Source organism: Micromonospora chokoriensis, assembly GCF_000718555.1.
GTDB classification, from domain to species: Bacteria; Actinomycetota; Actinomycetes; order Mycobacteriales; family Micromonosporaceae; genus Micromonospora; species Micromonospora chokoriensis_B.
The window spans coordinates 15,052-40,271 of sequence record NZ_JOAN01000023.1; the positions used below are offsets into that span (position 1 = coordinate 15,052).

Sequence of the window (25,220 nt, forward strand, 5' to 3'; positions counted from 1 at the left end):
AGCACCGCACTGGCGAACATCCGGACGTGTCGGCTTGCGGTGCCCCGCGCATGACCACGGCCCCGAACGGCGCGACAGCACCGCTCGGAACCGGGCCACGGCTGTCAGTAGGCTCCTGCTTCACGCAGGGGACCCCAGGCGAGGACAGTGATCGTCACCATCACGACGGCGGCGATCCAGAACGGCGTAGTGATCTCCCAGACGCTGGCGAACAGGCCGCCGAGGAGCGACCCCAGCGCGGCTCCACCGAGATCCAGCAACGCGTACACGCTGCCGACGCGGCCGCGTAGGTGCGGCGGCACGGCCCGCTGCCGGGTCGAGGTGGCGGTGATGCCCCACACCATGGCGTGGATGCTGAACACGACCAGGACGATGGCGGCTGTCCAGGGTGTCGTCGTGATCGCGAGAGACACGTGCGTGACGATCTCGATGACCAAGCCGGCACGCAACACGGTAGCGCCGCCGAGCGCCCGCGTGAGTCTCGCCGCGACTGTGGTGCCCAACAGGCCGCCGACCGCGAACGCGGTCAGCAGGAAGCCGTAGCCGACGCCAGAGACACCCAGACGCTCCCGGCAGTAGAGCACGAACACGGCGAACGCGGCTCCGAACGCGATGTTGCTCAGGCCCATGGTGAGGGCGAGGGTCCGCAGCAGGCGGTGCCGCCACAACCACCGCACACCAGCGGCGACCTCGGTGCGCAGCGGCGTCCGCCGACGGGGTTCCTCGGACACCGGAACTCTCCGGATGCCCGCTATCAGCGCTGCGGAAATCGCGAACGTGAGCGCGTCGACGCCGAACGGTACGGCGGCGGAGATGACGAACAACCACGAGCCGAGCGGTTTGGCGACGAACTGGTTGCCAATTGTGAAGCTCGCGTAGAGCCGGGCGTTGGCGCTCGCCAGCCTGTCGGGGGCGACCACCGCCGGGAGCAGGGCGCCCATGGCGGTGTCCGCGAGGGTTTCTCCAGCACCCAGGAGGAACAGCACCACGTAGATGATGATCACGGTGACGGTCTCGGTCGCGATGGCAGCCGCCAACCCGGCGAGGGCTGCGGCGCGCACCAGGTTCACAACCACGACCAGGCGGCGCCGGTCGAGTCGATCGACATAAGCACCACTGATCAGGGCGAACAGCAGCCAGGGCAGTTGCTGCGCGAAAGCGGCCCCGGCGATGAGGGCCGGTTTGTCGGTGACGGAGGCGACAAGTAACGGGCCGGCGGCCATGGTGACGCCGTCGCCGACGTTCGACACCGCCGCCGCGGTCCACAGTTTGGTGAAGTCCGCGCCGAGACGCGCGGATACAAGGGCACGCAAAATAGCTCCTCGAGCCAGGGATGGAAACGGTCGTCGTGAGACCGCTCCGCGGCGAGGAGCACCAGACCACCGGCGGGAATCCCCGGTGGTGCCCGATCAGTTTCGGGCGCGCTCTCGCGGCGAAGCGGAGACCGTGACCAGGTCGAGGCGCATCCCAGCTCCCAACTGTGGATCAATACCGATCCGAGCAGGGTAACCGCCCATCGACGCTCGCACATACCCACATCCGTGAGCCAGCCGGACGGCAGCAGACCCGACCCGCACCGGGGTCCGACGGACAGGGCTCGTCTTTCGGCAGGTGGGCACCGCTGCGGGGCAGCCGGAGTGGACCGCCTACCGTCGTGCCCGTGACCGAGATCCTGCTGCCCACTCCACCGCCGCCCGGCACGCCACCGGCCCGCCGTGGTGGCGTCGCCGCCGTGGGGCTGGTGCTCGGTGGGGCTCTGTCGGTGCAGTTCGGCGCCGCCGTCGCCGCGCTGCTCTTTCCGCGCACCGGGGTGGCCGGCGCGGTGACCCTGCGGCTGACCATCGCGGCGGTGCTGCTGCTCGTGGTGTGCCGGCCCCGACTGCGCGGGCACGACCGCTGGGCCTGGCTCGCGGCCGGCGCGTTCGGGCTGGCGCTGGCCGGCATGAACTCGCTGTTCTACCAGGCCATCGAACGCATCCCACTGGGCCCGGCGGTGACCCTGGAGGTGCTCGGCCCCCTCGCCCTGTCGGTGTTCTCCGCCCGACGACTGGCCAGCTGGGGCTGGGCGGGGCTCGCACTGGCCGGGGTGGCGCTGCTCGGGCAGGGCGGCTTCGACCGGCTGAACCCGGCCGGGGTGGCCTTCGCGTTCGGCGCGGGCGCCATGTGGGCCGCGTACATCGTGCTGAGCGCCCGGGTCGGCGGTCACTTCCCCGGCGCTGACGGGCTGGCCCTGGCGCTGACCCTCGCCGCGCTTGTCACCCTGCCGCTGGGCATCATCGACGGCGGCGCGGTGCTGCTCGACCCGCCGGTGCTGGCGCTCGGCGCAGCCCTCGCGGTGCTCGCCTCCGGGCTGCCCTACACCCTGGAGCTGCTGGCGCTACGACGGATGCCCACCGCTACCTTCGCGGTGCTGATGAGCCTCGGCCCGGCCGTCGCCACGCTCGCCGGGTGGCTGGTGCTGCGGCAGGAGCTGACCCTGCTGGAGTGCGCCGCCATCGGGCTGGTCATCGCGGCGAGCATCGGCGCGGTACGGGTCAACGCAGCAGCCGCACGGCGCCCGCGACAGCGCTGATCGTCACCGGCAGGTCCAGCGAGCGTTCCCCGTCGGCGTAACCGGTGATGCCCTCGGCGGCCAGCTCCACGGTGCGGGCCCGGAAGCTGCGCACCAGCGGGTGGCTGACGTGGGTGCCCTGGTAGATGCGCGGCTTCACCCGGACCAGGGTCCGCCGGTTGACCCGACCCGCCACCACCACGTCGAGCAGCCCGTCGGTCGGGTCGGCGTCGGGGCAGATCCGCATCCCACCGCCGTACGTGGGGCAGTTGCCGACGGCCACGAGCACCGCGTCCAGTTCGTGCGTCACGCCGTCGAGGCGCAGCGTGTAGCGGCGCGGGCGCAGCCGGGCCAGCTCGACCAGGATCGCCAGGTCGTACCGGCGCGGGCCGCGTGGCCAGCGCATCCGGTTGGCCCGCTCGTTGACGATCGCGTCGAAGCCGGCCGCGAGGACCGCCCCGTACCAGCGCTCGGCGCCGTCGACCCCGACCATCCGGGCCAGGTCGACAGGTCGACTACGGCCATCGCGCAGCGCCGACGCGATCACGTCCGCCGCGGCGAGGGGGTCGGCCGGGAACCCGGTGTCCAGGGCGAAGTCGTTGCCGGTGCCGGCGGGGATCGGGCCGAACGGCACGTCGGTGCCGGCGACCGCCTGCAGCGCCCGGTGCACGGTGCCGTCCCCACCGACTGCCACCAGCGCGCCAGCGCCGTCGGCGACGGCGGCACGACAGGCCGCCTCGGCCTCGGCGGGGCTGGACGCCGGCAGCAGCCGAACGGGTCGGCCGGCGGCGGCCAGCCCGTCGAGCAGCCGGGGCAGCAGAGCGCGGTGCCGTCCCCGACCGGCGGTCGGGTTGGCGAGCACGGCGACCGGGCCGGGCAGGTGATCGTCTGCGGTCACGGGCAGCACCGTACCGGTCGGACACCCGTCGTTCACCAGGGGTAGGCCGCTGTCACCAGTAGTCCCGCTGCCGGCGCGCGACGTGACGCAGCGACGCCGCCCCCGGAGAACGGGGACGGCGTCGGTGGACCGGGCGGCGCGGGGCCGTCAGGTCATGTCGTCGTAGCGGCGCTCGATCGGCGCCGGTGCGGCGATCGGATCGGGTACGCCGATCGGCGCGCTCGCGTCGACCCGCTGCCCGGCCACGACCGGATCCGCGTCGTGCTCCAACGGCGAGACCTCGTCGTCGTCGATGCCGGCGTAGATCTCCTTGCCCCGCCCACGCCGCTTGTCGTTGATGAACGCGATGCCCACCGCGCCGAAGTACAGCGCGGAGAGACAGAGCGCCAACGCGGTCATCCCGAACGGGTCCGGTGTCGGGGTGACCACGGCGGAGAAGGCGAAGAACACGAAGATCGCCACGCGCCACCAGCTGAGCAACCGCTTCGCGCTGGCGATGCCCACGAAGTTGAGCATCAGCACGACCAGCGGGAACTCGAACGCCACCCCGAACAACAGGATCAGGTTGGTGACGAAGGAGATGTACTTGGTGATCTCCAGTGTCGTGCTGATCTCGCTGTCCGAGATGCTGAGCAGGAACTCCAGGCCCTTGGCCGTGACGAAGTACGCCAGCACCGCACCGGCCGCGAACAGCGGCGCCGCCAGGGCGGTGAAGAAGTACGCGTACCGCCGCTCGTGCCGGTGCAGGCCGGGCGCGATGAACGCCCAGAGCTGGTAGAGCCACACCGGCGCGGCCACGATCAACCCGACCCAGAGCGCGACCTTCAGGTTGAGCAGGAACAGGTCGGCCGGGCCAAGCTGCACGAACTCGCACTTGCCATCGACATATCTGGCCTGCGGCAGGTCGCAGTAGGGCTGCTGGAGCAGGTGCAGCACCGGTTCGGCCAACCAGACACCGAGGCCGAACCCGATGAGAATCGCCACGGACGCGCGGAAGAGACGGTTGCGCAGCTCACGGACGTGCTCAATGAGCGTCATCGAGCCGTCGGCGGCCCGTTCGAAGGTGCTCGGGCCGCGTTTACGCAGTGCGAAGGCCACGGGAGAGGGGCCCTTCGGTCAGTTGTCGCGGACGCGGTGCACCGGGTCGACGACCGGCTGCTGCGGCGGGGCCTGCTGGTACGGCGCCTGCTGCCCGGCGTGCGGCGGCAGCGGCTGGTAGCCGGCCTGCGCGTCGGCCTTCTCGGCGAGGTCGCGGTCGTCGTCCTGCAGGCTCTTGGTCTCAGCCTTGATGATCCGCAGCGACCGACCCAGCGAACGGGCCGCGTCAGGGAGCCGCTTCGCACCGAAGAGCAGGATCAGCACAACCACGAGAACAGCGATGTGCCACGGCTTGAGGGCACCCATGAGAAGCTCCAGTCAATCTGTGTCCGAGGGATGTACGCAGCCCATCGTACGTGCGGATCGGCTGTCCGCCACCCGCTGGGTGGTCGCGGTCTAGCCCGAAGGGTGAAGTCTTGACCAACCCGCGATGATCCGTCAACCATCGCGGGGTGGGGCCCGATCAGCCGCGCTTTGCCTTGATCACGGCGAGCCGCCGGGACGTGGTGTCGAGTCGACGCTGAACGTCCTCGGCACGCTGTTGCAACGCCTCGGCGGTCTCGCGCAGCGCCTCGGCCTCGACGGCCCGCCGCTGCAACGCCTCGGCGGCGCGGCGCAGTCGGGGCAGCCGGGCCAGCACCGGGCGCACGGCCAGCGCGAGCGCCACCAGCGGGAGCAGCACCACCGCGAGCACGATCCAGATCAGCACGGCGGTCAGCCTACTGGGTGCGGCCGGCCACCGCCGGGTCACCCGACGGTGCGCGCTCCGAGTCGACCTCGGGCCGCCGGGGCACGGCCGTCGGCGCGGGCACGGCGTAAGCGTCCAGCGCGGCAGCCGCCGTCGCCCGCACCTGCTCGGCCAACTCGACCGGGGCGACCACTGTCACCTCCGGGCCGAGGCCCAGCACGAACCGGCGGGCCCACCCCAGGTCGGTCACCCGCAGCGAGACGAGCCACTGGTCGCCGTCGCCGGCCTCCACTCGCTCGCACGGATAATATTCGGTGATCCACCGCTCGCCCCGGCCGATGCGCAGGGTGATCAGTGGCAGGTCGGCCGAGGGGCGGAACACGCCCTCGGTGAGATCGTGCGGGACGGCCTGCGGCGGCACCGTCGCCGGCTCGTCCAGCTCGGTGATCGCGTCGATCCGGTCGGCTCGGAACAGCCGGACCGCCTCCGCGCGCCGACACCACGCCTCCACGTACGCCCGGCCGCCGACCATCAGCATCCGCAGCGGGTCGATGACGCGCTCGGTGGTCTCGTCCCGGGCGGCGGTGTAGTAGGTGATCCGCAGAGCCTTCCCGCCCTCGACGGCGGCGCGCAGCGCCTCGACCCTCGGGGTGTCCCCGGGCAACCGGACCGCCACCGGCGCGCCCACCAGGTCTCCGGCGGCCTCGATCTTGGCGAGGGCCCGTTCGACGGCCTCCCGGTTGGCCACCCCGGGCGTCTCGGCGAGCATCCGCAGCGCCACCACCAGCGCGAGGGCCTCGTCGGGGGTGAGCCGCAGCGGCCGGTCGATGCCGGCGTCGTAGGTGATGGTCACCCGATCACCGTCGAACGCCATGTCGATCAGGTCACCGGGGCCGTAACCGGGGAGCCCGCACACCCAGAGCAGCTCCAGGTCCTCCCGGAGCTGGCGCTCGGTGACGCCCAGGTCACCGGCCGCCTCGGCGATCTCGATGCCGGGTCGGGCCAGCAGGTAGGGCACCAGGTTGAGCAGTCGCGCCAGCCGGTCGGCGGACGCGCGGGAACCGCTGCGGGCGGCCGGGCGGGTCACCGAGCACCCCCGCTGACGGCCAGCTCGTCGTGTCGGACGGCGATCTCCTTGAGTCGTTGGATGACCGCCTCGCGGACCTCCGGTGGGTCGAGCACCCGCACGTCCGGGCCGTAGCCGACGAGGTGGCCGGCCAGCCCGTCCGGGTCCGCGTACGGCAGGACCAGCTGGTCGCCGTCCGGCCCGGCGGTCACCTCGACCGCCCAACGGCGCAGCCCGGCGGCCCGCCCCGGTGCGGCCAGCACGGTGGCCCGACCGGTGCGCTCCACCGGACCCGACCAGCGGGCCACGTGGCTGATCAGGTCGACGTTGGCCGGTGGCTCGTACGCGCCGGGGGCACCGGTCACCCGGACCGCGCCGACGACCCGGGACAGCCGGAAGCAGCGGGTGGCCTCCCGGTCCTGGTCGTGGCCGACCACATACCATCGGCCGCGCCAGCAGACCACGCCCCACGGTTGCAGCCGCCGTCGGGTGGGCGCGTCGCGGTCGGGCACCCGGTAGTCGAATCCCACCTCGCGGCGGTCCCGGGCGGCGGCGGTCAGCGGCGCGAACGCCGGGTCGACCGTGACCATCGGCTCCAGGCCGAGGGTGGCCTGCGGGTCCACGTCCACCCCGGCGGCGCGCAGCTTGGCCAACCCGGACGACGCGGCGGCGGCCAGCCCGGCGTGCTGCCACAGCCGTGCGGCGATGCCGACCGCGGCGGCCTCGTCCGGCTCCAAGAGGATGTCGGGTAGCGCGTATTCGCGGTGGGCGATCCGATAGCCGGGCTCGGCGTCGAACGCGCTCGCCGTGCCGGTCTCCAGTGGCACGCCCAGCTCGCGCAGCTCGGCCTTGTCCCGCTCGAACTTGCGCTGGAACGCCTCGTGGTCGCGCGCGTCGTCGGGATCATGCTCGTAACCGGGCACGGTCGCGGCGATCTGCGCGGCGGTCAGGAACCGTCGCGTGGACAGGAGGCAGATCACCAGGTTGACCAGGCGTTCGGTGCGGGTCCGCGACACGCGGTAGACGCTAGCAGCCGACGCGCCCACACCGTGCACCCGCGCGGGCGTGCCGCACACTTGTTCGGATCGGAGCCACTCCGGGGCACTCCCCCGACGCGTCGCGGTCGCCGGTCATAGGGTGAATCTCATGTCGCAAGCGGAGGCCAAGCCCGAGAGCGAGAGCGTCGGCACCGTCGTCGTCGCCGGCGTCGCCAACCTCGCCATCGCGGTGGCCAAGCTGATCGCCGGGCTGATCTCCGGCTCGGCCGCCATGCTCTCCGAGGCGGCGCACTCGGTCGCCGACACCACCACCGAGGTGCTGCTCTTCCAGGCGCTGCGCCGCGGCGCCCGTCCGGCCGACCAGCGGCACCCCTTCGGGTACGGCAAGGAAAGCTACGTCTGGGCGTTCTTCGCGGCGATGTTCACGTTCGTCGCCGGCGCGGGTTTCGCCGTCACCCACGGCGTCACCACGATCCTGGTGCACAAGCACAGCGGCGACTTCCTGATCTCGTACATCGTGCTCGGGGTGTCGTTCGTCATCGAGTCGATCTCGCTGACCCGGGCGGTGCGGCAGGTCCGCAACGAGTCACGGCGCTGGCAGACCACGCCCCGGAGGTTTCTGCGACTGACCGCCGACACCACCATCAAGGCGGTCTTCCTGGAGGACAGCGCGGCCCTGATCGGTCTGGTGCTGGCCGGGCTCGGTGTCGGGCTCTCGCACGCCACCGGCGACGAGGTGTGGGACGGCGTCGCGTCGATCCTGATCGGGCTGCTGCTGCTGACGGTCGCCGGGATCCTCGCCAGCAACAACCTGTCGCTGCTGGTCGGCCGCGGCGTGCCGGAGCGTCTGCGCCGCGAGATCGAACAGGATCTGGCCGGGCTGCCCGAGGTGGAGCGCATCGACACCCTGTTGACCATGCAGCTCGGCCCGGAGGACATCCTGGTCGCCGCGAAGGTCGACTTCCGCGACGAAGCCACCGGCGCGCAGATCGAGGCCACCGCCGACGAGGCCGAGCGGCGGCTCACCGGCCGGTACCCGGAGATCCGCTTCGTCTTCCTCGACCCCACCCGCTCGCTGCCCGGGGCCACCGGCGACGCCCGCCACACCCAGGCCGGGCCGAGCCCGGACGCCGGCGGCCCCGAACCGACCTGAACCACACCCGGGCGCGGGCCGCCCGGCCCGCGCGGCTAGCGTGCCCGTCATGGTGCGATGGCGTACGGGGACGGTGGCGACGCTGCGACGGCAGTGGACCGGGGCGGTGGAGCTGGACGTCGACCTGCCCGACGGCACGCGGATGCGGGCGCTGGCCTACCCGGAGCTGGTCGGCACGCCCGAACCCGGCGACCGGGTGCTGCTCAACGCCGGTGCGCTGCTGATGGGGTTGGGAACCGGCGGTTACGCCCTGGTGGTCGCCCTGCCGGACCGGCTGCCGCCGGACCCGCCGGACGTCGCCGACACCCGCGACGCCGGGCACCTGGTCAAGGCCCGCTACACGCCGTTGCAGCCGATCCTGCTCGGCGTCGACGAGGAGGCGTCCCCGCACCGCGCCGCGCTGGCCGACGTGGACGACCTGGGCGGCCTGCCGGTGGTCACCGCCGACCTGCACTCGGCGCTCCCGGCGATCCTGGCCGGCATCCGGGCCGACGCCCCGCAGGCGCGGGTGGCGTACCTGCTCACCGACGGCGGGGCCCTGCCCGCCTGGTTCTCCCGCACCCTCGCCGGGCTGCGGGACGAGCTGGCCGGCACGATCACCGTCGGGCAGGCCTTCGGCGGCGACCTGGAGGCCACCACCCTGCACGGCGGTCTGCTCGCCGCCCGGTACGTGCTCGACGCCGACGTGGCGATCGTGGCGCAGGGGCCCGGCAACCTGGGCACCGGCACCCGCTGGGGCTTCTCCGGCGTCGCCGTCGGCGAGGCGGTCAACGCGATCGCCACGCTGGGCGGACGGCCGGTCGGCTCGTTGCGCATCTCCGACGCCGACCCCCGCCCCCGGCACCGGGGCGTGTCGCACCACAGCCTCACCGCGTACGGCCGGGTGGCGCTCGCTCCGGCGGAGCTGGTGGTCCCCGACGACCTGGAGCCGGCCCTCGCGGCCGAGGTGGAGGCGGCGCTGGCGCCCCTGGCGAGCCGACACCGGATCGTCCGGGTGCCCACCGGCGGTCTCGACGCCGCGCTGCGTGCCAGCGCCGTGCCGCTCTCCACCATGGGCCGGGGCCTCGACGCCGACCACGCGTACTTCCTGGCAGCAGCCGCCGCCGGCCGCCACGCCACCACCCTGCTGACCTAACCCCACCCCCACCCCGGGCCTGACCCTCGGTCGATCATGAAGTTATTGCCCGCCGCCTCTGGCGTGTCATGGCAATAACTTCATGATCGACCGAGGGCGAGAGACGGGCCGCACGGTGAGTGGGTGGGGGGAGTGGGGTCAGGCTAGGAAGATCAGGGCTAGCCAGCCGCCGACGATGAGCAGCAGCGCCAGGGCCAGCACCCACGTCGGCACCGTGTATTCACCGCGCCGGTTACGGTCGATCTCGGCGCGGATCTTCTCGCGCCGCCGTTCGATGAAGTTCTGCCGCTCGGTGCCGCGGTCGGAAGGTCCAGAAGTCGTCATGGCGCGCTCAGCTTAGCCGCTCGGCACGCCGGACCGGGCCGACCCCGTCGGCGGACCGCACCGCCGGGGTCGGCACTCCGGTCACATGCTGGCGATCAGCCGCTCCACCCGCTCGTCGTACGCCCGGAACGGGTCCTTGCAGAGCACGGTGCGCTGCGCCTGGTCGTTGAGCTTCAGGTGCACCCAGTCGACGGTGAAGTCCCGGCGCTTCTCCTGGGCGTGCCGGATGAACTCGCCCCGCAGCCGGGCCCGGGTGGTCTGCGGCGGGGTCTCCTTGGCCTCGAAGATCTCCGGGTCGGTGGTCACCCGGTCCACGTCACCGCGGCGCTCCAGGAGACCGTAGAGGCCCCGGCCACGGCGCACGTCGTGGTAGGCCAGATCCATCTGGGCCACCCGGGGATGCGACAGCGGCAGGTCGTGCTTGCGCTGGTAGCGCTCGATCAGCCGCAGCTTGCTGACCCAGTCGATCTCCCGAGAGACCGGCTCCAGGTCCCCGGTCTCCACCGCGTTGAGCACCCGACCCCACAGCTCGACGACCCGCTTGGCCGCTTGGTCGCCGCCGCGCCGCTCGACGAACTCAGTCGCCTTGGACAGGTATTCCTGCTGGATGTCCAGCGCGCTGACCTCCTTGCCGTTGGCCAGCCGCACCTTGCGTCGGCCGGTGATGTCGTGCGACACCTCCCGGATGGCCCGGATCGGGTTCTCCAGGGACAGGTCGCGCATCACCACCCCGGCCTCGATCATCCGCAGCACGATGTCGGCGGTGCCGACCTTGAGCAGCGTGGTGACCTCGTTCATGTTGGAGTCACCGACGATCACGTGCAGCCGCCGGTAGCGCTCGGCGTCCGCGTGCGGCTCGTCGCGGGTGTTGATGATCGGGCGGCTGCGGGTGGTCGCCGAGGAGACGCCCTCCCAGATGTGCTCAGCCCGCTGCGAAAGGCAGTAGACCGCGCCGCGTGGCGTTTGCAGGACCTTGCCAGCCCCGCAGATCAACTGCCGGGTGACCAGGAACGGGATGAGCACGTCGGCGAGCCGACCGAACTCCCCGTGCCGGGAGACCAGGTAGTTCTCGTGGCAGCCGTACGAGTTGCCGGCCGAGTCGGTGTTGTTCTTGAACAGGTAGATCTCACCCGCGATGCCCTCGTCGTGCAGCCGCTTCTCCGCGTCGACGAGGAGGCCCTCCAGGATCCGCTCGCCGGCCCGGTCGTGGGCGACGAGATCGGTCACCGAGTCGCACTCCGGTGTCGCGTACTCCGGATGCGACCCGACGTCCAGGTAGAGCCGGGCCCCATTGCGCAGGAAGACATTGCTCGACCGCCCCCAGGACACCACGCGACGGAACAGATACCGCGCGACCTCGTCCGGGGACAGCCGCCGCTGCCCGCGATAGGTGCAGGTGACGCCGTACTCGGTCTCGAGGCCGAAGATTCGCCGCTCCATGATGTGACATTAGCCGCCCGGAGGCCCGGTTCGTCACTGTCAGAGCACAGGTCGTGCCCCGAGCGCGGTCACATACCGGTTGAGTGCGACATTCCGTCCGGGCCGAGGCTCGCCACGAAGCGCTGGCAGCTGTCGTACTCCGGGAGCAGACCCCGCTCGCGGGCCTGCGCCAGAGTCGGCGCGGCGTCGTCGCGCGCGGACAGCAGCGGAATCTCGGCGGGCCACTCGATGCCCAACTCCTCGTCCAGCGGGTGCACCGCGCGCTCGCCGGTCGGGTTGTAGGTGGCCGAGCAGAGGTAGCTCAACGTCGCGTCGTCGGTCAACGCGCAGAACCCGTGCCCCAGCCCCTCGCTGAGGTAGACCGCCCGACGGTCGGTGTCATCCAGCCGGACGCCCTCCCAGCGGCCGAAGGTCGGCGAACCCACCCGCAGGTCCACGATCACGTCGAGGACCGCGCCGCGCACGCAGGTGACGTACTTGGCCTGCCCGGGCGGGACGTCGGCGAAGTGGATCCCGCGCACCACGCCGCGCGCGGAGACCGAAAGGTTGGCCTGCGCCAGCCGCAGCGGATGACCGACCGCCTCCGCGAGCTTGTCGAAGCGGTACCACTCCATGAACATGCCGCGCGGGTCGCCGTGCTGCTGGGGGGTGATCTCCCAGGCGCCCTCGATGCTCAACTCCCGGATCTTCACCAGGAGCCCCCGTCGCCAGCGGCCTTCTCGGCCAGCAGACCGAGCAGATAGTCGCCGTAGCCGCTCTTGGTCAGCGGCTCGGCCAGGGCGCGCAGCTGCGCGTCGTCGATCAGGCCGGCCCGCCAGGCGACCTCCTCGACACAACCGATCTTCAGGCCCTGCCGCTCCTCGACCACCCGGACGAACTCGGCGGCCTGCATCATCGAGGTGAACGTGCCAGTGTCCAGCCAGGCGGTGCCCCGATCCAGCACCGTGACCGACAGCTCTCCGGTCTCCCGGTACACCTCGTTGACCGCCGTGATCTCCAGCTCGCCGCGCGCGCTCGGGGTGAGCTTGCGGGCGATGTCGACCACCCGGTTGTCGTAGAAGTAGAGCCCGGGCACCGCGTAGCGGGACTTCGGCCGGGCCGGCTTCTCCTCGATCGAGAGCACCCGACCGTCGGCGTCGAAGTCGACCACGCCGTACTCCTGCGGGTTGGCCACCTGGTAGGCGAAGACCCGCCCGCCGACCGGGTCACCGTGGTCGGCCAGCTGCCGGCCCAGACCCACGCCGTGGAAGATGTTGTCGCCGAGGATCAACGCCACCGACTCGGTGCCGATGAAGTCCGCGCCGAGGATGAACGCCTGCGCGATGCCCTCCGGACGCTCCTGGCTGACGTACTCCAGCCGCAGCCCGAACTGGCTGCCGTCGCCGAGCAGCCGACGGAACTGGTCCTGGTCGTCCGGGGTCGTGATCACCAGGATCTCCTTGACCCCGGACATCACCAGGGTGGAGAGCGGGTAATAGACCATCGGCTTGTCGAAGACCGGCATCAGCTGCTTCGAAACCGCCCGGGTGATCGGCCAGAGCCGAGAACCGGTGCCGCCAGCAAGTAGGATTCCACGCACCCGGGAAGCCTAGCCGCACGAACACGGGGCGGGCGGTCGGGTCGTGTCCCAGGTGTTTCACCTGACTTCGCGTATACTTCCGGACCCGTGAGGATCCTCGTCACCGGCGGAGCCGGATTCATCGGGTCAGAGTACGTTCGCCTACTGCTGGGCAAGCCCCTCGGCAGTGCCGACGGCGTACCCCCGATCGAGCCGGCGGTCGTGACCGTGCTCGACAAGCTGACCTACTCGGGCAACCTGGCCAACCTAGAGCCCGTCCGCGACGACCCGCGACTGCGGTTCGTGCAGGGCGACATCTGCGACCCGGTCGTGGTCGACGAGGTCGTCGCCGAGCACGACGTGATCGTGCACTTCGCCGCCGAGTCGCACGTCGACCGCTCGATCGCCGGCGCCGCGCCGTTCGTCACCACCAACGTGCTGGGCACCCAGACGCTGCTCGACGCCGCACTGCGCCACGGCACCAGCCGGTTCGTGCACGTCTCCACCGACGAGGTCTACGGCTCGATCGACGAGGGCTCCTGGACCGAGACCTGGCCCCTCGCACCGAACTCGCCGTACTCGGCGTCGAAGGCCGGCTCCGACCTGCTCGCCCTGTCGTACCACCGCACCCACGGCATGGACGTGGTCGTCACCCGCTGCTCCAACAACTACGGCCCGTACCAGTTCCCCGAGAAGGTCATCCCGCTGTTCGTCAGCAACCTGCTCGACGGCGGCACCGTCCCCCTCTACGGCGACGGCGGCAACATCCGCGACTGGCTGCACGTGCACGACCACTGCCGCGGCATCACCCTCGTCCAGCAGAAGGGCCGCGCCGGTGAGGTCTACAACATCGGCGGCGGCACCGAGCTGACCAACAAGGAACTCACCGGACTGCTCCTGGACGCCTGCGGCGCCGGATGGGACCGGGTCGTCCCGGTCACCGACCGCAAGGGCCACGACCGCCGCTACTCCCTCGACATCACCAAGATCAGCGAAGAACTCGGCTACACCCCGAGCATCACCCTCGACCAGGGCCTCGCCGACACCGTCGCCTGGTACCGGGAGAACCGGGCCTGGTGGGAGCCGCTGAAGTCGGCCCCGACCGCATGAGCCGAGTTCTCGTCACGGGCGCCGGCGGCATGCTGGGGCAGGACCTGGTCGCCGTCCTGGCGGCCCGGCCCGACCTCAAGGTGACCGCCGCCACCCGCGCCGACCTGGACATCACCGACCCCGCCGCGGCCCGCAACGCGGTGGCCGGCCACGACGTCGTGATCAACGCGGCGGCCTGGACCAACGTCGACCGCGCCGAGACCGACGAGGCCGCGGCGACCGCCGTCAACGGCGAGGGCGTGGCCAACCTGGCCGCAGCGTGCGCCGCCGACGGAATCCGGCTGATCCAGGTCTCCACCGACTACGTCCTCGCGGGCAACGCGCACACCCCCTACCCGGAGGACGCGCCCACCGCGCCGGTCAACGCCTACGGACGCGGCAAGCTGGTCGGCGAAGAGGCCGTCGCGCGGCTGCTTCCCGACACTGGGTACGTCGTGCGCACCGCCTGGCTCTACGGCGCGCACGGCCCGAACTTCGTGGCCACCATGCTCCGGCTCGCCACCCAGCACGAACAGCTCGACGTGGTCGACGACCAACACGGCCAGCCCACCTGGTCGTACGCGCTCGCCGAACGGTTGGTCGCGCTCGCCGACGCGGCACTGGCCGGGCACGCGACGCCGGGCGTCTACCACGGCACCTGCGCCGGGCAGACGACGTGGTACGGGCTGGCCCGCGCCGCGTTCGCGCTGGCCGGGCTGGATCCGGACCGGATCCGACCCACCACCAGCGACCGGTATCCGCGTCCCGCCACCCGGCCTGCGTACAGTGTGCTAGGGCACAGCCGCTGGGCAGCCGCGGGTCTGCCGCCGCTTCCCGACTGGCACAGCGCCCTGGTTGACGCGTTCCACTCCCCCGCTCCACCCGCCCCGTGGAAGGTCGCATGAAGCTCACCCTCGTCACCGGCCTGACCGGCCTGCTGCTCCTCGGCACCATCGTCGAGCTGCTGCGCCGCCGTCAGCTGCGCGAGAAGTACGGCATGCTCTGGCTCGCCGTTCTGGTCGTCGTGATCCCGCTGTCCCTGTTCCCCCGGCTGCTCGACAACGTCGCTGGGCTCCTCGGCGTCGCCTCCGGTGTCAGCCTGGTGCTCTTCCTCGGCATCATCTTCCTGCTGCTCGTGTGCGTGCACCTGAGCTGGGAGGTCAGCGCCCTCGAAGAAGAGACCCGCACCCTGGCCGAAGACTTCGCCCTGCTCCGCGCACAGATCGACGCGGACCGGGCCGCCCGAGACGAACTGGTGTCCCACGATGGTTAACGGCAAGCGCACCTTGATCATCATCCCGGCCCTCAACGAGTCGGGCTCCATCGCCGACGTCGTCGGCGAGGTCCGCGGCGAACTGCCTGGCGTCGACGTCCTCGTCGTCGACGACGGCTCCACCGACCGCACCGCGGCCGTCGCCGTGGCCGCCGGCGCCCGCGTCGCCAAACTGCCGTACAACCTCGGCGTCGGCGGTGCGATGCGCCTCGGCTACCGCTACGCCCGCGACAACGACTACGACGTCGCCATCCAGATCGACGCCGATGGTCAGCACGACCCGCGGTACGTCCCGAAGCTCGTCGACCTGCTCGACGACAACGACCTGGTCATCGGCGCACGGTTCGCCGGTGAGGGCGACTACAACGTCCGCGGCCCCCGCCGCTGGGCGATGGTGATGCTCTCCGCCGTGCTGTCCCGCGTCGCCAAGACCAAGCTCACCGACACCACCTCCGGCTTCCGAGCCGCCAACCGGCGGGTCATCGAGATGTTCGCCGGCTGGTACCCGGCCGAGTACCTCGGCGACACCGTGGAGACCCTGGTGCACACCGCCCGACGCGGATACCGCATCAAGCAGGTGCCCGTCGCCATGCGCAAGCGGATGGCCGGCACGCCCAGCCACTCCCCCGCCCGGGCGATGATCTACCTCGGTCGCGCGTTCGCCGTCCTCACGCTGGCGCTCATTCGCCGGTGATCCGTCGCCTGCTACGCCTGATCCCGCCCGGCACCATCGCTGTTGGTGCCGGGCTGGGTCTTCTTGGCCTCGCGTCCTACGTCCACCTCGCCGTCGCCGGCCACAGCCTCACCGGGGCCGACTACAACTCCCTGTCGGTGCTCTGGTCGATCGTCTTCACCCTCGGCATCGGCGTGTTCATGCCGATCGAGCAGGAGGTCGCCCGGGTCGTCGCCGCCCGGCACAGCCAAGGGCTGACCCCCGGCCCCGTCCTGGCCCGAGGCGTCACCGTCGCCGCCGCGATGCTCGCCGTGCTGGTGCTCGCCATCACCGCCGGCCGTCACCTGATCGCCGACAAGCTCTTCCACGGCGACGCCACCATGGTCACCGTGCTCGTCGGCGCGCTCGCCGCGATGGCCGTCGCCTACGCCACCCGCGGTGTCCTCTCCGGCCTGCAACTCTTTCCCTGGTACGGCACCCAACTCGGCATCGACGGCGGGCTGCGCATCGTCATGGTCGCCCTGCTCGGGCTGGCCGGCGTGACCTCCCCCGTCTGGTACGGCGTCGTGCTCGTCGCCGCCCCGCTGGTCAGCGTCCTGCTCACCCTCCCACCGGTGCTGCGCGCCATCGGCGGCGGCGCACCCGTGGCCTGGGCCGCCCTGCTGCGCGGCCTCGGGCTGCTCACCGCATCCAGCCTGCTCTCCCAGGTCGTGGTGAACGTCGGCGTGATCAATCTGCAGTTGCTCGCCCCCTCCGACACCGCGGCCGCCGGCGCGTTGCTCTCCGCACTCGTGCTGGTCCGCATCCCGCTGTTCGTCTTCGGCTCGATGCAGGCCTCACTGCTGCCCGGCCTCGCCACCACCGCCACCACCGGCGACCAGGCCGGCTTCCACAGCCTGCTGCGCCGGGCGCTCGGCATCGTCACCGCGCTCGGCCTCACCGGGGCCGTCGGCGCCGTGCTGCTCGGCCCGTGGCTGGTCGGCGTGCTCTTCGACGCCCCCGGCGTCCTCGGCCGCGGCGACTTCGCCTGGCTGGCCGCCGCCACGCTCGCCTACCTCTGGGCGATGGTGCTCGGCCAGGCCCTCCTCGCCCTCGACCGGCACCGCGCCCAGGCCCTCGCCTGGACCGTCGGCGTCGCCGCCCTGATCATCGTGACGCTGCTCCCGGCCCCGGTGATCCTCCGGGTCGAGCTGGCCTACACCATCGGTTCCGTCATCGTGGCCGCCACCATGGCGGTACTGCTGCGCGGTGGCGTCCGCCGACCCACCACCCCCACCCGGCCCCTCACTGACGCCGTCACCCCCGCCGTATCCGGAGGCATCCGATGACCCGCCCACAGGTGACCGCGGTAATGCTCGCCTACGGCGCTGAGCCGTACCTGGTCGACGCCGCCCAAGCCATCCTGGCCAGCACCGACATCGACATCGACCTGGTCGTCGTCGACAACGGCTGCACCGGCGACGGCATCGACATCGTCAAGGGCTTCCCCCAGGTGCGGGTCGTCCGCCCCGAGGAGAACACCGGCTACTCCGGCGGCTGCCGGGTCGGCGCCGCCGAGGCCACCGGAGACTGGCTCGCCTTCGTCAACTCCGACGCCATCGTCGCCCCGGACGCCCTCGCCAAGACCGTAGCCGTCGCCGCCGAACCAGGCGTCGGCGCCGCGATGGCCTCCATCCGGCTCGCCGACACCCCCGAGCTGATCAACACCTCCGGCAACCCGCTGCACTTCACCGGGCTGTCCTGGGCCGGCGGCAACGGCGAACCCGCCACCGCCCACGCCGTACGCACCAGCGTGCCCTCGCTCAGCGGCTGCTGCTTCGTGATCAGCCGCCAGCGGTGGCAGGAGCTCGACGGCTTCGCCGCCGAATACTTCGCCTACCACGAGGACACCGAACTCAGCCTGCGGCTCTGGCAACGCGGCCTGCGACTGGAGTACGTCCCCGACGCCGTCGTGCGCCACCACTACGAGTTCTCCCGCAACGACCTGAAGCTCTACCTGGTGGAACGCAACCGCCTGGTCACCCTGCTCACCGCGTACCAGACTCGGACGCTTGTGGTGCTCGCACCGATGCTGCTGCTCACCGAGGCCGCCATGCTCGCCGCCGCGCTGGCCGGCGGCTGGACCAAGCAGAAGACCCGCGGCTGGGGTTGGCTGTGGCGCAACCGATCCTGGGTCGGTGCCCGCCGCCGTCAACTCCAGACCGAACGCACCGTGCCCGACGGAGTGATCGCCGAGCTGATGACCGCCCGGGTCGCCCCCTCGAACGTCGACTCGCCCCCCGGCATGGGCGTCTTCAACGCGGTCGCAGCCGGCTACTGGGCCCTCGCCCGGCCGCTGCTGCAGCGCCGCTGACCCGACCGGCACCGAAAAGCGTCGGGGACCGCGCTGCGGTCCCCGACGCTTCGTGTCATCCGATCACTTGTCGGCCTGCCCCGGCCGATCCTCCAGATCTGCGGAGCCCGCCGAACTGGTCGGCTTCCCCGCCTCCCCGGTCGGCACGCTCGGCGTGTCCGGCAGGTCGCTCGCCGGCGGCGCCGCCTTCCCGTCCAACAGCGCCGTCAGCGCGGCCCCGGTGATCCGCCGGAACGTCCGACCGACCCGCTGACGGTCCAGCACGGCCACCTCAAGCTGGTTCGCAGCGATCGTCCGAGCCGCCCCACCCTCCCCGCCGACGCTGCTCAGCGCCTGCACGGCGACCTGGACCGCCTCCCCGAGCGACATGTCCGGCCGATGCTGGGACTTCAGCACGCCAGTGATGGCCTCGGCCTGACCACCCATCGCCATCCGCCCCGGCTCGTCGTTGACCGAGCCGTCATAGGTGAGCCGGTACAGCTCATCGTCGGCGGCCGTGGCCCCGACCTCCGCCACGCAGATCTCCACCTCGAACGGCTTCGACTGCTCGGTGAAGATCGCGCCGAGGGTCTGCGCGAACGCGTTGGCCAGGGCCCGGCCGGTGACGTCCCGGCGGTCGTAGCTGAGCCCGTTCAAGTCGGCCATCCGCACGCCGGCCCGACGGAGGTTCTCGAACTCGTTGTAACGGCCGACCGCGGCGAAGCCGATCCGGTCGTAGATCTCGCTGACCTTGTGCAGGGCGCTGGAGAGGTTCTCCGCGACGAAGAGCACCCCGCCGGAGTAGCTCAGGACCACGGCGCTGCGCCCCCGGGCGATGCCCTTACGGGCGAGCTCGGAGCGGTCGCGCATGATCTGTTCGGGCGAGGCGTAGAACTGCATGGCCACGGCGGCGGTTCTCCTTACGGCGCTGTGCTGACGACTGCTGGCTGGCGGGGGTGGGCGGGGATCAGCCGCCCGGGTTCTCCATCCGGCCGGCGACCACGCCCTCGGCGATCGTCGCCGTCTCGGCGTCGGTGAGCCGGTAGGTGCCCTCGGCGGTCGCGGTCATCACCACCGGGTAGATCCGCCGGGTCAGGTCGGGCCCGCCCGTCGCGGTGTCGTCGTCGGCCGCGTCGTAGAGCGCCTCGACCGCGAGCCGGGTCGCGTCGGCGACGGAGATCCCGGCCCGGAACCGCTTCTTCAACGCGGACTTGGCGAACAGCGACCCAGACCCGATCGCATCGTAACCGGTCTCCTCGTACGGGCCACCGGTCACGTCGAAGCTGAAGATCCGACCGGCCCGCGCCGGGTCGGCGGCGGCCAGGTCGAAGCCGGCGAAGAGCGGCACCACGGCCAGCCCCTGCATGGCCGCCCCCAGGTTGCCCCGGATCATCGAGGCCAACCGATTGGCCTTACCGTCCAACGAGAGCATCGCGCCCTCGATCTTCTCGTAGTGCTCCAACTCCACCTGGAACAGTCGCATCAGCTCGATCCCGATGCCCGCGGTGCCCGCGATGCCGACCAGCGAATACGCGTCGGCCGGATGCACCTTCTCGATGTCGCGCTGGGCGATCAGGTTGCCCATGGTGGCCCGCCGGTCGCCCGCCATGACCACACCGTCGGCGGCCGCGATGGCCACGATGGTGGTCGCGTGCGGCGCCAGGTCGGCGGCCATGCCCGGCGGCAGCGGTCGCCGACCGGGCAGCATCTCGGGGGCCACCCGACTTAGAAACGTCGTGAAGGAGGACGTCCCCGCGTTGGTGAACACATCTGGTAGACGCCCGGATGGATCAAAGCCCGCTGCCACGTGGTTCCTCTCAGGTACGTGATCGCCCTGGCCAGCCTCATGGGACTGTCACGGAACTGGCCAAGACCACCGTTGCAGTTGAAGCAGAGTATCCCGCGCACCCACCCGGTGCGATGATCGTGGTCCAGATGTTGTGGATCAGCACCGCCGCAGATCGCGCAGACCCCGCCCTGCTCGGCCAGGAGCTCGGCAAACTCCTTCTGCCCCACGCCGTAACGCCGCTGTAGGTGGTACTCGCGTGTCCCGCCATAGAGTCGCTGCGCTGTTTCCTTGCCGCGGTCGTTATGACAGGGCTTGCAGTAGCTGTGCCGGCCACTGGCCTTGCTCGTGGCGGTGGGAAAATCGTCCAACGGTTTGATCTGTTCGCAGTCCGGACACCACTTCAGACCTTCACCTACGGGCGTTGGCGACTTCTTCTGGGCAGCGATCCCACGCTTGCGCCGACTCGCCTCCGACCGCTCATTGGCGCATTCTTTACAGTAGAAGGCGAGGCCGTCCACGCGCCGCCGATCACGGTGGAACTCCGCACGACCCAGCACTCTCTTGCACTGCGGGCACAGCTTGTCCGGGAGGTCGGCAAAATCGGACATATGCCCCTATTGACCCCCTTTCTGTACATAACCCCTCACGAATTCCTCTGCGTTTTCTTCGAGGACGGAGTCGATCTCGTCGAGGAGGTCGTCGACGTCCTCGGTGATCTCGGCGTGCCGCTCGGCCACCTCGGGGTTGGCCTCGGTGGTGACGTCCTCGATTTCCTCGCCCTGACGGGACTTGCCGGACTGCGACTGGCCGCCGCTGTCATGAGTGGCCACTGCTGCCTCCTCCACGATCGTCTGCGATGAACTTACCTCGCGCGGGCGACGAAAAGCCCGCCGCGCGCCGGCTTACGGCTCACGGCGGCATCCAACTTCCGGCCGGGGCCTCGTCCTGCCGATCATGGCCAGCCCTCCAGGGCGGCTGCGCGACCCTAGGATCTCCGATGATGCAGGAGATATGGCTGACGGTTCGGCCAGCACGTCTGGCGGATCTTCCCTCGTTGGTGGCGTTACGCCTGGCCAACGCCGAGGCACACCTCGCCCTGGACGCCGACACCTACCGCCTTCCGCAGCGCGAGGCGGTGCTTCGCCACTTCGCGGCAGTGCTCGCCGACGAGGCGGGTCGAGACGGTGTTCTCGTCGCCGCGACCGCCGACGGCCGGGTGGTCGGCATGATCGAGGTGCTACCGCACTCCGACCCGCCGGAGCATCAGATCCTGCGTCCAGAGCCTTCAGCGCAGGTGCACACAGTGGTACTGCCCGACGCCAGAGGTCTTGGGGTGGGCTCAACGTTGTTGCGTGCGGCCGAACGGTGGGCGACCAGCCGGGGGATCTCGTACCTGTCGGCCAGCATCCACCACCGCAACGTCGACGCGGTGCGCTTCTATGCTCGGCACGGCTATTCCGACGCCGGCCGCTCCCTCGGCAAGAGGGTGACCTAGCCCCCGGTCAACGTCTCCAGCAGGTCCTTGGCGCTGGCGCAGCGGTCGAACAACGCGCCGACGTGTGCGCGAGTGCCCCGCTCCGGCTCCATCATCGGAACCCGGACCAGCGACTCACGGCCCACGTCGAAGATCACCGAGTCCCAGCTCGCGGCGACCACCTCGGAGGCGTACTGGGCCAGGCAGCGGCCACGGAAGTAGGCCCGGGTGTCCTCCGGCGGCTCGGTCATCGCGGTGCGGGTCTCGTCGTCGGTGAGCAGCGTCTTCATCGCCCCCCGGCTGACCAGGCGGTGGTAGAGCCCCTTCTCCGGCCGGACGTCGGAGTATTGGAGGTCGACCAGCTGAAGCTTGTGCGAGCCCCAACCGAGCTTCTCCCGCTCCCGGTAGCCCTCCAGCAGCCGCAGCTTGGCCACCCAGTCCAACTCGTCGGCGCAGAGCATCGGATCCCGGCCCAGCCGGTCCAGGACGCTCTCCCAGCGGTCGAGCACGTCGACGGTCTGCTCGTCGGCGTCGGTGCCGTACCGGTCGTCGACAAAGGACCGGACCCGCTCCAGGTAGGCCCATTGCAGGTCCAGTGCGGTGAGCCGGCGGCCGTCGCGCAGCCGCATGCGGTGCGTCAGGGTGGGGTCGTGGCTGACGGCGCGCAGCTCGCTGACCGGGTCGGCGATGCCGAGATCGGCGCCGAGCGCCTTCTCCTCGATCATGGTGAGGATCAGCGCGGTGGTGCCGACCTTGAGGTAGGTGGAGATCTCGGAGAGGTTGGCGTCGCCGATGATCACGTGCAGCCGACGGTATTTGTCGGCGTCAGCGTGCGGCTCGTCGCGGGTGTTGATGATCGGGCGCTTGAGCGTGGTCTCGAGGCCCACCTCGACCTCGAAGAAGTCGGCACGCTGGGAGATCTGGAAGCCGCTCTGCCCGCCGTCCTGGCCAATGCCGACCCGGCCGGCGCCGCAGACGATCTGCCGGGTGACGAAGAACGGCGTCAGGTACGCGACGATGTCAGCGAACGGTGTCTGCCGACGCATCAGATAGTTTTCGTGGGCGCCGTAGCTGGCGCCCTTGTTGTCGGTGTTGTTCTTGTACAGGTGGATCGGCTGGGTGCCCGGGATGGTGGCGGCGCGGCGGGACGCCTCAGCCATCACCCGCTCGCCGGCCTTGTCCCAGCGCACGATGTCGCGGGGGGTGGTGACCTCCGGAGTGGAGTATTCGGGGTGGGCGTGGTCGACGTAGAGCCGCGCGCCGTTGGTGAGTATCACGTTGGCCAGACCGAGGTCTTCGTCCGCGAGGGCCTCGGCGGGGTCGTAGGCGGCGCCGGAGTAGGTGAAGCCGCGGGCGTCGCGCAGCGGCGACTCTTCCTCATAGTCCCAGCGGGCCCGCCCGCCCCGGTTGAGTTCCGGACGTGCCCCGTAGGCGTTGACCACCTGCGATGAGGTGACCATCGGGTTGGCTCCAGCTTGTCCCGGCACGGAGATGCCGTACTCGACCTCGGTGCCCATGATCCGACGTACCGTCATGCGACCACTCGCTTCGCTCGCCCACGGAGCCGGCGTGCCCGCCGCTCACACCATCGAGACTAGTCTGCGCGATGGCGCATCGCGCGACCCTGCCGGCCGGCGCGGCGCGGCTAGCGGGGCGTGGCCGGCTTGAGCGGCACCATGGTGAGGCCTTTGCGCAGGGTCGGGTCGGCGGTGAGCGCATCGTCGATGGCCTGCTGGGCGGCCGGGTCGGCCACGATGAGGCGCAACGGCCGGGGGACGCGACGCAGGAGTTCCGCGGTGCGGGCGGGCTCGTCGTAGATTTTGAAGTAGATGCCCGGTTCGGTCTGCCCGCTGGTGCCCTGCATCGCGGACAGGAAGATCGACTCGCGGTAGCCCTGCATGCCCTGCTTGTCCACCACCAGGGTGGTGGTGCCGGGGATCGCCGGGTAGGTCCGGTAGGCGATGTTGGTGACCGACGCGGAGCGGGTGATGGCTCGCACGTCGCGGCCGGCCCAGTCCTTCGCCCAGGTGCCGTTGCCGCCGTTGCGATGGAAGAAGCCGCCGGTCCACCCGACCACCCCGGTGCCGGCGAGGATCACGAGGGTGACGAGGGCGGCGGTGGCAACGGCGGGGATGGCGGCGGTGATGGGTCGGCGTCGCGGGTCGGTCTCGGTGCTCTGGGCGGGCGGCACCGGGAGCAGCCGAGCGACCGCGGCAGCGCCGACGATGAGCACGAGGATGACCAGGTGCGCCGTCTTGCCGAAGTAATAGGCGGGTTGGGTGCCGTTGGCCAGGTTGACGGCGGCCATGCTGCCGGAGAAGAGCAGGGCGACGGTCAGGACGACGAGGAAGCGCCGAAAGGTGGATTCACCGAGGTTGGTCCGGACCAGGACGGCGGCGATGACGACTGCGCCGAGACCGAGGATGGTGTTGTAGGTCTCGACCGGCGGCGTGCCGCCGGGGGCCGCGAGCGCTTCGCTCTGGCCGGCGACGAGCACGCCCAGCAGTGCGGTCAGCGGTGCCAGCACGGCGGTGAGGACGGCGACGACGGCGACGGTGCCCGGGCGGGTACGCAGCCGGCGCCGGTCGGCGATGAGCCAGCAGAGCACCATGACGCCGGTCGGGAAGATGAAGAGGTAGTAGCTGAAGCCGATGCCGATCAGCAGTGCCCCGACGAGGATGAGTTGTTCGCGGAGCCGGTGCAGGGGGCGGACGACGAGGGCGACGAGGAGCGCGGAGAGGCTGAGCCCGAACGTCTCGCTGGGGTAGCCGGCGACAAGCAGTCGGGGCAGCTCGGTGCCGAGGACGAGCGCGGTGACGGCGACGATGAGGACGAGTCGGCGTAGCGGGTGCAGGGGGCCGGCGATGTGCTGGGCGGCCCAGATCAGCGCGAGCAGCAGCAAGCCGAAGGTGGCGAGGCACCAGAGCACGTAGTGGTCCATGAGCCGTGCCCCGGTGAGCGGGTCGCCGGCGCTGCGCACGAAGCCGTCGAGCAGTGCGGTGGTGAAATGCCAGCCCTGCGGGTAGTGGACGAGGCCGGAGAAGATGTACTCGCGGGCGGTGTCGGGGTCGAGGAAGAGGTATCCGCCGAGGCGGCCGATCACGTCGACCAGGGCGGGGTGACGGCCGTTGTCCTCGCCGACCATGGCGAGGTTGAGTCGCTGACCAAAGCTGCTGGCCCGCAGGTAGGGGGTGGCGAGATAGCCGGCGGCGAGGGCCGCGGCGGCGACGGAGACCAGGTCGGACCAGCTGGGGCGGGGCAGCCGGGGTGCGCGCTGGGAGAGCACGGCGGCCAGGGTCAGGACGGTGAACGCCAGGCCGGTGACCGGCACCGGGTGCAGGCCCCAGGGCCAGACGGTGAACAGCAGCCCGACGGCGCAGGTGAGGCCGGCGAGCAGGGCGAAGGCGAGGACCACCCGGTCGAGCAGGCTCCGGCCGGAACGCAGCAGGCTGGCGGTGCCGAGCAGGACCACCGGGGGAAGCAGCCACGCGGCGTGTACGGCGTTCGCGGCGAGGGGCACGAGCCAGCAGGCGAGCAGGATGCCCAGCAGCAGGCCGATCCTGGGACGCCGGGTGGCCGTCGGTGTGACCGTCGGTGTGGCTACCGGCTCGTGAGCTTCGGTGCTGTTTAGCACGGCTGGCGTTTCCACGGTGGCGTCGGCACGCACGAAGGTCCTCGTTC

At 71.1% G+C, this 25,220-nt stretch carries 27 protein-coding genes; 10 read left to right on the top strand and 17 right to left on the bottom strand.

The window, feature by feature from the left end; translation table 11 throughout:
- Nucleotides 1-104: 104 nt before the first annotated feature.
- Nucleotides 105-1,313: an MFS transporter gene (locus tag IF46_RS0126260; protein WP_030491054.1), complete on the bottom strand. Its 1,209-nt coding sequence runs from the start codon at nt 1,311-1,313 to the stop codon at nt 105-107.
- Between the two features lie 341 nt (nt 1,314-1,654).
- Between IF46_RS0126260 and IF46_RS0126265 the strand changes: the two genes are divergently transcribed.
- Entirely contained in the window at nt 1,655-2,572 is a 918-nt protein-coding gene (locus IF46_RS0126265) for an EamA family transporter (RefSeq protein WP_030491055.1), read from the top strand.
- Here IF46_RS0126265 and IF46_RS0126270 read toward each other — a convergent pair.
- The 6 genes from IF46_RS0126270 to IF46_RS0126295 all read right to left on the bottom strand — a co-directional run bounded on the left by IF46_RS0126270 (nt 2,535) and on the right by IF46_RS0126295 (nt 7,317).
- A complete protein-coding gene (locus tag IF46_RS0126270; RefSeq protein WP_051724186.1) occupies nt 2,535-3,458 on the bottom strand; it encodes a diacylglycerol kinase in 924 nt (307 codons plus the stop codon). The two genes, IF46_RS0126265 and IF46_RS0126270, sit on opposite strands and share 38 nt — an antisense overlap.
- Before the next feature lie 138 nt (nt 3,459-3,596).
- Nucleotides 3,597-4,547 (bottom strand): twin-arginine translocase subunit TatC, encoded by a 951-nt coding sequence (gene tatC / locus IF46_RS0126275; RefSeq protein WP_030491057.1) that lies wholly within the window; start codon nt 4,545-4,547, stop codon nt 3,597-3,599.
- An 18-nt stretch (nt 4,548-4,565) separates the two neighbouring features.
- On the bottom strand, nt 4,566-4,853 hold the full coding sequence (gene tatA / locus IF46_RS0126280) for a Sec-independent protein translocase subunit TatA (protein WP_030491058.1): 288 nt from the start codon (nt 4,851-4,853) through the stop codon (nt 4,566-4,568).
- Between the two features lie 157 nt (nt 4,854-5,010).
- Nucleotides 5,011-5,256: a hypothetical protein gene (locus IF46_RS0126285; protein WP_030491059.1), complete on the bottom strand. Its 246-nt coding sequence runs from the start codon at nt 5,254-5,256 to the stop codon at nt 5,011-5,013.
- A 10-nt stretch (nt 5,257-5,266) separates the two neighbouring features.
- Complete coding sequence (locus tag IF46_RS0126290) at nt 5,267-6,322, bottom strand: helix-turn-helix transcriptional regulator (protein WP_030491060.1); 1,056 nt, start codon at nt 6,320-6,322, stop codon at nt 5,267-5,269.
- On the bottom strand, nt 6,319-7,317 hold the full coding sequence (locus IF46_RS0126295) for a helix-turn-helix transcriptional regulator (protein WP_030491061.1): 999 nt from the start codon (nt 7,315-7,317) through the stop codon (nt 6,319-6,321). The genes IF46_RS0126290 and IF46_RS0126295 overlap by 4 nt, the downstream gene beginning before the upstream one ends.
- 130 nt (nt 7,318-7,447) lie before the next feature.
- Between IF46_RS0126295 and IF46_RS0126300 the strand changes: the two genes are divergently transcribed.
- Together IF46_RS0126300 and IF46_RS0126305 are read left to right on the top strand one after the other, a co-directional pair.
- Nucleotides 7,448-8,452 (top strand): cation diffusion facilitator family transporter, encoded by a 1,005-nt coding sequence (locus IF46_RS0126300; protein ID WP_084598059.1) that lies wholly within the window; start codon nt 7,448-7,450, stop codon nt 8,450-8,452.
- Nucleotides 8,453-8,501: 49 nt separating this feature from the next.
- Nucleotides 8,502-9,587 carry a DUF3866 family protein gene (locus tag IF46_RS0126305; RefSeq protein ID WP_030491063.1) on the top strand — a complete coding sequence of 362 codons (1,086 nt, stop codon included), beginning with the start codon at nt 8,502-8,504 and terminating at the stop codon, nt 9,585-9,587.
- Nucleotides 9,588-9,725: 138 nt separating this feature from the next.
- Here the strand turns inward: IF46_RS0126305 and IF46_RS0126310 are convergent, their stop codons facing one another.
- From IF46_RS0126310 to rfbA, 4 genes are all read right to left on the bottom strand, one after another.
- Nucleotides 9,726-9,911, bottom strand: coding sequence for a hypothetical protein (locus IF46_RS0126310; protein WP_030491064.1), 186 nt, complete (start codon nt 9,909-9,911; stop codon nt 9,726-9,728).
- Between the two features lie 81 nt (nt 9,912-9,992).
- Nucleotides 9,993-11,351, bottom strand: coding sequence for a Pup--protein ligase (gene pafA, locus IF46_RS0126315; protein WP_030491065.1), 1,359 nt, complete (start codon nt 11,349-11,351; stop codon nt 9,993-9,995).
- A gap of 68 nt (nt 11,352-11,419) precedes the next feature.
- Nucleotides 11,420-12,043, bottom strand: coding sequence for a dTDP-4-dehydrorhamnose 3,5-epimerase (gene rfbC, locus IF46_RS0126320; protein ID WP_030491066.1), 624 nt, complete (start codon nt 12,041-12,043; stop codon nt 11,420-11,422).
- Complete coding sequence (gene rfbA, locus IF46_RS0126325; protein ID WP_030491067.1) at nt 12,040-12,930, bottom strand: glucose-1-phosphate thymidylyltransferase RfbA; 891 nt, start codon at nt 12,928-12,930, stop codon at nt 12,040-12,042. The genes rfbC and rfbA overlap by 4 nt, the downstream gene beginning before the upstream one ends.
- A gap of 87 nt (nt 12,931-13,017) precedes the next feature.
- On the opposite strand from rfbA, the gene rfbB reads away from it, so the two are divergent.
- The 6 genes from rfbB to IF46_RS0126355 are packed head-to-tail and all read left to right on the top strand — an operon-like array spanning nt 13,018 to nt 18,297.
- Complete coding sequence (gene rfbB, locus IF46_RS0126330) at nt 13,018-14,019, top strand: dTDP-glucose 4,6-dehydratase (RefSeq protein WP_030491068.1); 1,002 nt, start codon at nt 13,018-13,020, stop codon at nt 14,017-14,019.
- Nucleotides 14,016-14,903 carry a dTDP-4-dehydrorhamnose reductase gene (gene rfbD, locus IF46_RS0126335; protein ID WP_036393371.1) on the top strand — a complete coding sequence of 296 codons (888 nt, stop codon included), beginning with the start codon at nt 14,016-14,018 and terminating at the stop codon, nt 14,901-14,903. Before rfbB ends, rfbD begins: the two co-directional genes overlap by 4 nt.
- Entirely contained in the window at nt 14,900-15,271 is a 372-nt protein-coding gene (locus tag IF46_RS0126340) for a DUF2304 domain-containing protein (protein ID WP_030491070.1), read from the top strand. The genes rfbD and IF46_RS0126340 overlap by 4 nt, the downstream gene beginning before the upstream one ends.
- Entirely contained in the window at nt 15,264-15,965 is a 702-nt protein-coding gene (locus tag IF46_RS0126345) for a glycosyltransferase family 2 protein (RefSeq protein WP_030491071.1), read from the top strand. The genes IF46_RS0126340 and IF46_RS0126345 overlap by 8 nt, the downstream gene beginning before the upstream one ends.
- On the top strand, nt 15,962-17,272 hold the full coding sequence (locus IF46_RS0126350) for a lipopolysaccharide biosynthesis protein (protein WP_030491072.1): 1,311 nt from the start codon (nt 15,962-15,964) through the stop codon (nt 17,270-17,272). The genes IF46_RS0126345 and IF46_RS0126350 overlap by 4 nt, the downstream gene beginning before the upstream one ends.
- On the top strand, nt 17,269-18,297 hold the full coding sequence (locus IF46_RS0126355) for a glycosyltransferase family 2 protein (RefSeq protein WP_030491073.1): 1,029 nt from the start codon (nt 17,269-17,271) through the stop codon (nt 18,295-18,297). Before IF46_RS0126350 ends, IF46_RS0126355 begins: the two co-directional genes overlap by 4 nt.
- Before the next feature lie 63 nt (nt 18,298-18,360).
- On the opposite strand, the gene prcA is transcribed toward IF46_RS0126355, so the two are convergent.
- From prcA to IF46_RS0126375, 4 genes are all read right to left on the bottom strand, one after another.
- On the bottom strand, nt 18,361-19,182 hold the full coding sequence (prcA, locus tag IF46_RS0126360; RefSeq protein ID WP_030491074.1) for a proteasome subunit alpha: 822 nt from the start codon (nt 19,180-19,182) through the stop codon (nt 18,361-18,363).
- Between the two features lie 61 nt (nt 19,183-19,243).
- Nucleotides 19,244-20,083, bottom strand: coding sequence for a proteasome subunit beta (prcB, locus tag IF46_RS0126365; protein WP_030491075.1), 840 nt, complete (start codon nt 20,081-20,083; stop codon nt 19,244-19,246).
- Nucleotides 20,002-20,673: an endonuclease VII domain-containing protein gene (locus tag IF46_RS34010; protein ID WP_030491076.1), complete on the bottom strand. Its 672-nt coding sequence runs from the start codon at nt 20,671-20,673 to the stop codon at nt 20,002-20,004. The genes prcB and IF46_RS34010 overlap by 82 nt, the downstream gene beginning before the upstream one ends.
- A 6-nt stretch (nt 20,674-20,679) precedes the next feature.
- Nucleotides 20,680-20,895 (bottom strand): ubiquitin-like protein Pup, encoded by a 216-nt coding sequence (locus IF46_RS0126375; RefSeq protein WP_030332902.1) that lies wholly within the window; start codon nt 20,893-20,895, stop codon nt 20,680-20,682.
- A gap of 167 nt (nt 20,896-21,062) precedes the next feature.
- On the opposite strand from IF46_RS0126375, the gene IF46_RS0126380 reads away from it, so the two are divergent.
- Entirely contained in the window at nt 21,063-21,560 is a 498-nt protein-coding gene (locus tag IF46_RS0126380) for a GNAT family N-acetyltransferase (protein ID WP_198041542.1), read from the top strand.
- Here IF46_RS0126380 and dop read toward each other — a convergent pair.
- Nucleotides 21,557-23,074, bottom strand: coding sequence for a depupylase/deamidase Dop (dop, locus tag IF46_RS0126385; protein ID WP_036393340.1), 1,518 nt, complete (start codon nt 23,072-23,074; stop codon nt 21,557-21,559). The genes IF46_RS0126380 and dop overlap by 4 nt on opposite strands.
- Nucleotides 23,075-23,184: 110 nt before the next feature.
- Nucleotides 23,185-25,206 (bottom strand): hypothetical protein, encoded by a 2,022-nt coding sequence (locus IF46_RS0126390; protein WP_051724188.1) that lies wholly within the window; start codon nt 25,204-25,206, stop codon nt 23,185-23,187.
- Nucleotides 25,207-25,220: the final 14 nt, after the last annotated feature.

Bases quoted from the DNA above. Each gene is read 5' to 3' on its own strand.
- IF46_RS0126340 (WP_030491070.1), top strand. From the start codon at position 14,900: ATGAAGCTCACCCTCGTCACCGGCCTGACCGGCCTGCTGCTCCTCGGC.
- pafA (WP_030491065.1), bottom strand. From the start codon at position 11,351: ATGGAGCGGCGAATCTTCGGCCTCGAGACCGAGTACGGCGTCACCTGC.
- IF46_RS0126310 (WP_030491064.1), bottom strand. From the start codon at position 9,911: ATGACGACTTCTGGACCTTCCGACCGCGGCACCGAGCGGCAGAACTTC.
- IF46_RS0126355 (WP_030491073.1), top strand. From the start codon at position 17,269: ATGACCCGCCCACAGGTGACCGCGGTAATGCTCGCCTACGGCGCTGAG.
- dop (WP_036393340.1), bottom strand. From the start codon at position 23,074: ATGACGGTACGTCGGATCATGGGCACCGAGGTCGAGTACGGCATCTCC.
- IF46_RS0126345 (WP_030491071.1), top strand. From the start codon at position 15,264: ATGGTTAACGGCAAGCGCACCTTGATCATCATCCCGGCCCTCAACGAG.
- IF46_RS34010 (WP_030491076.1), bottom strand. From the start codon at position 20,673: ATGTCCGATTTTGCCGACCTCCCGGACAAGCTGTGCCCGCAGTGCAAG.
- IF46_RS0126305 (WP_030491063.1), top strand. From the start codon at position 8,502: ATGGTGCGATGGCGTACGGGGACGGTGGCGACGCTGCGACGGCAGTGG.
- IF46_RS0126300 (WP_084598059.1), top strand. From the start codon at position 7,448: ATGTCGCAAGCGGAGGCCAAGCCCGAGAGCGAGAGCGTCGGCACCGTC.
- tatA (WP_030491058.1), bottom strand. From the start codon at position 4,853: ATGGGTGCCCTCAAGCCGTGGCACATCGCTGTTCTCGTGGTTGTGCTG.
- rfbD (WP_036393371.1), top strand. From the start codon at position 14,016: ATGAGCCGAGTTCTCGTCACGGGCGCCGGCGGCATGCTGGGGCAGGAC.
- IF46_RS0126380 (WP_198041542.1), top strand. From the start codon at position 21,063: ATGATGCAGGAGATATGGCTGACGGTTCGGCCAGCACGTCTGGCGGAT.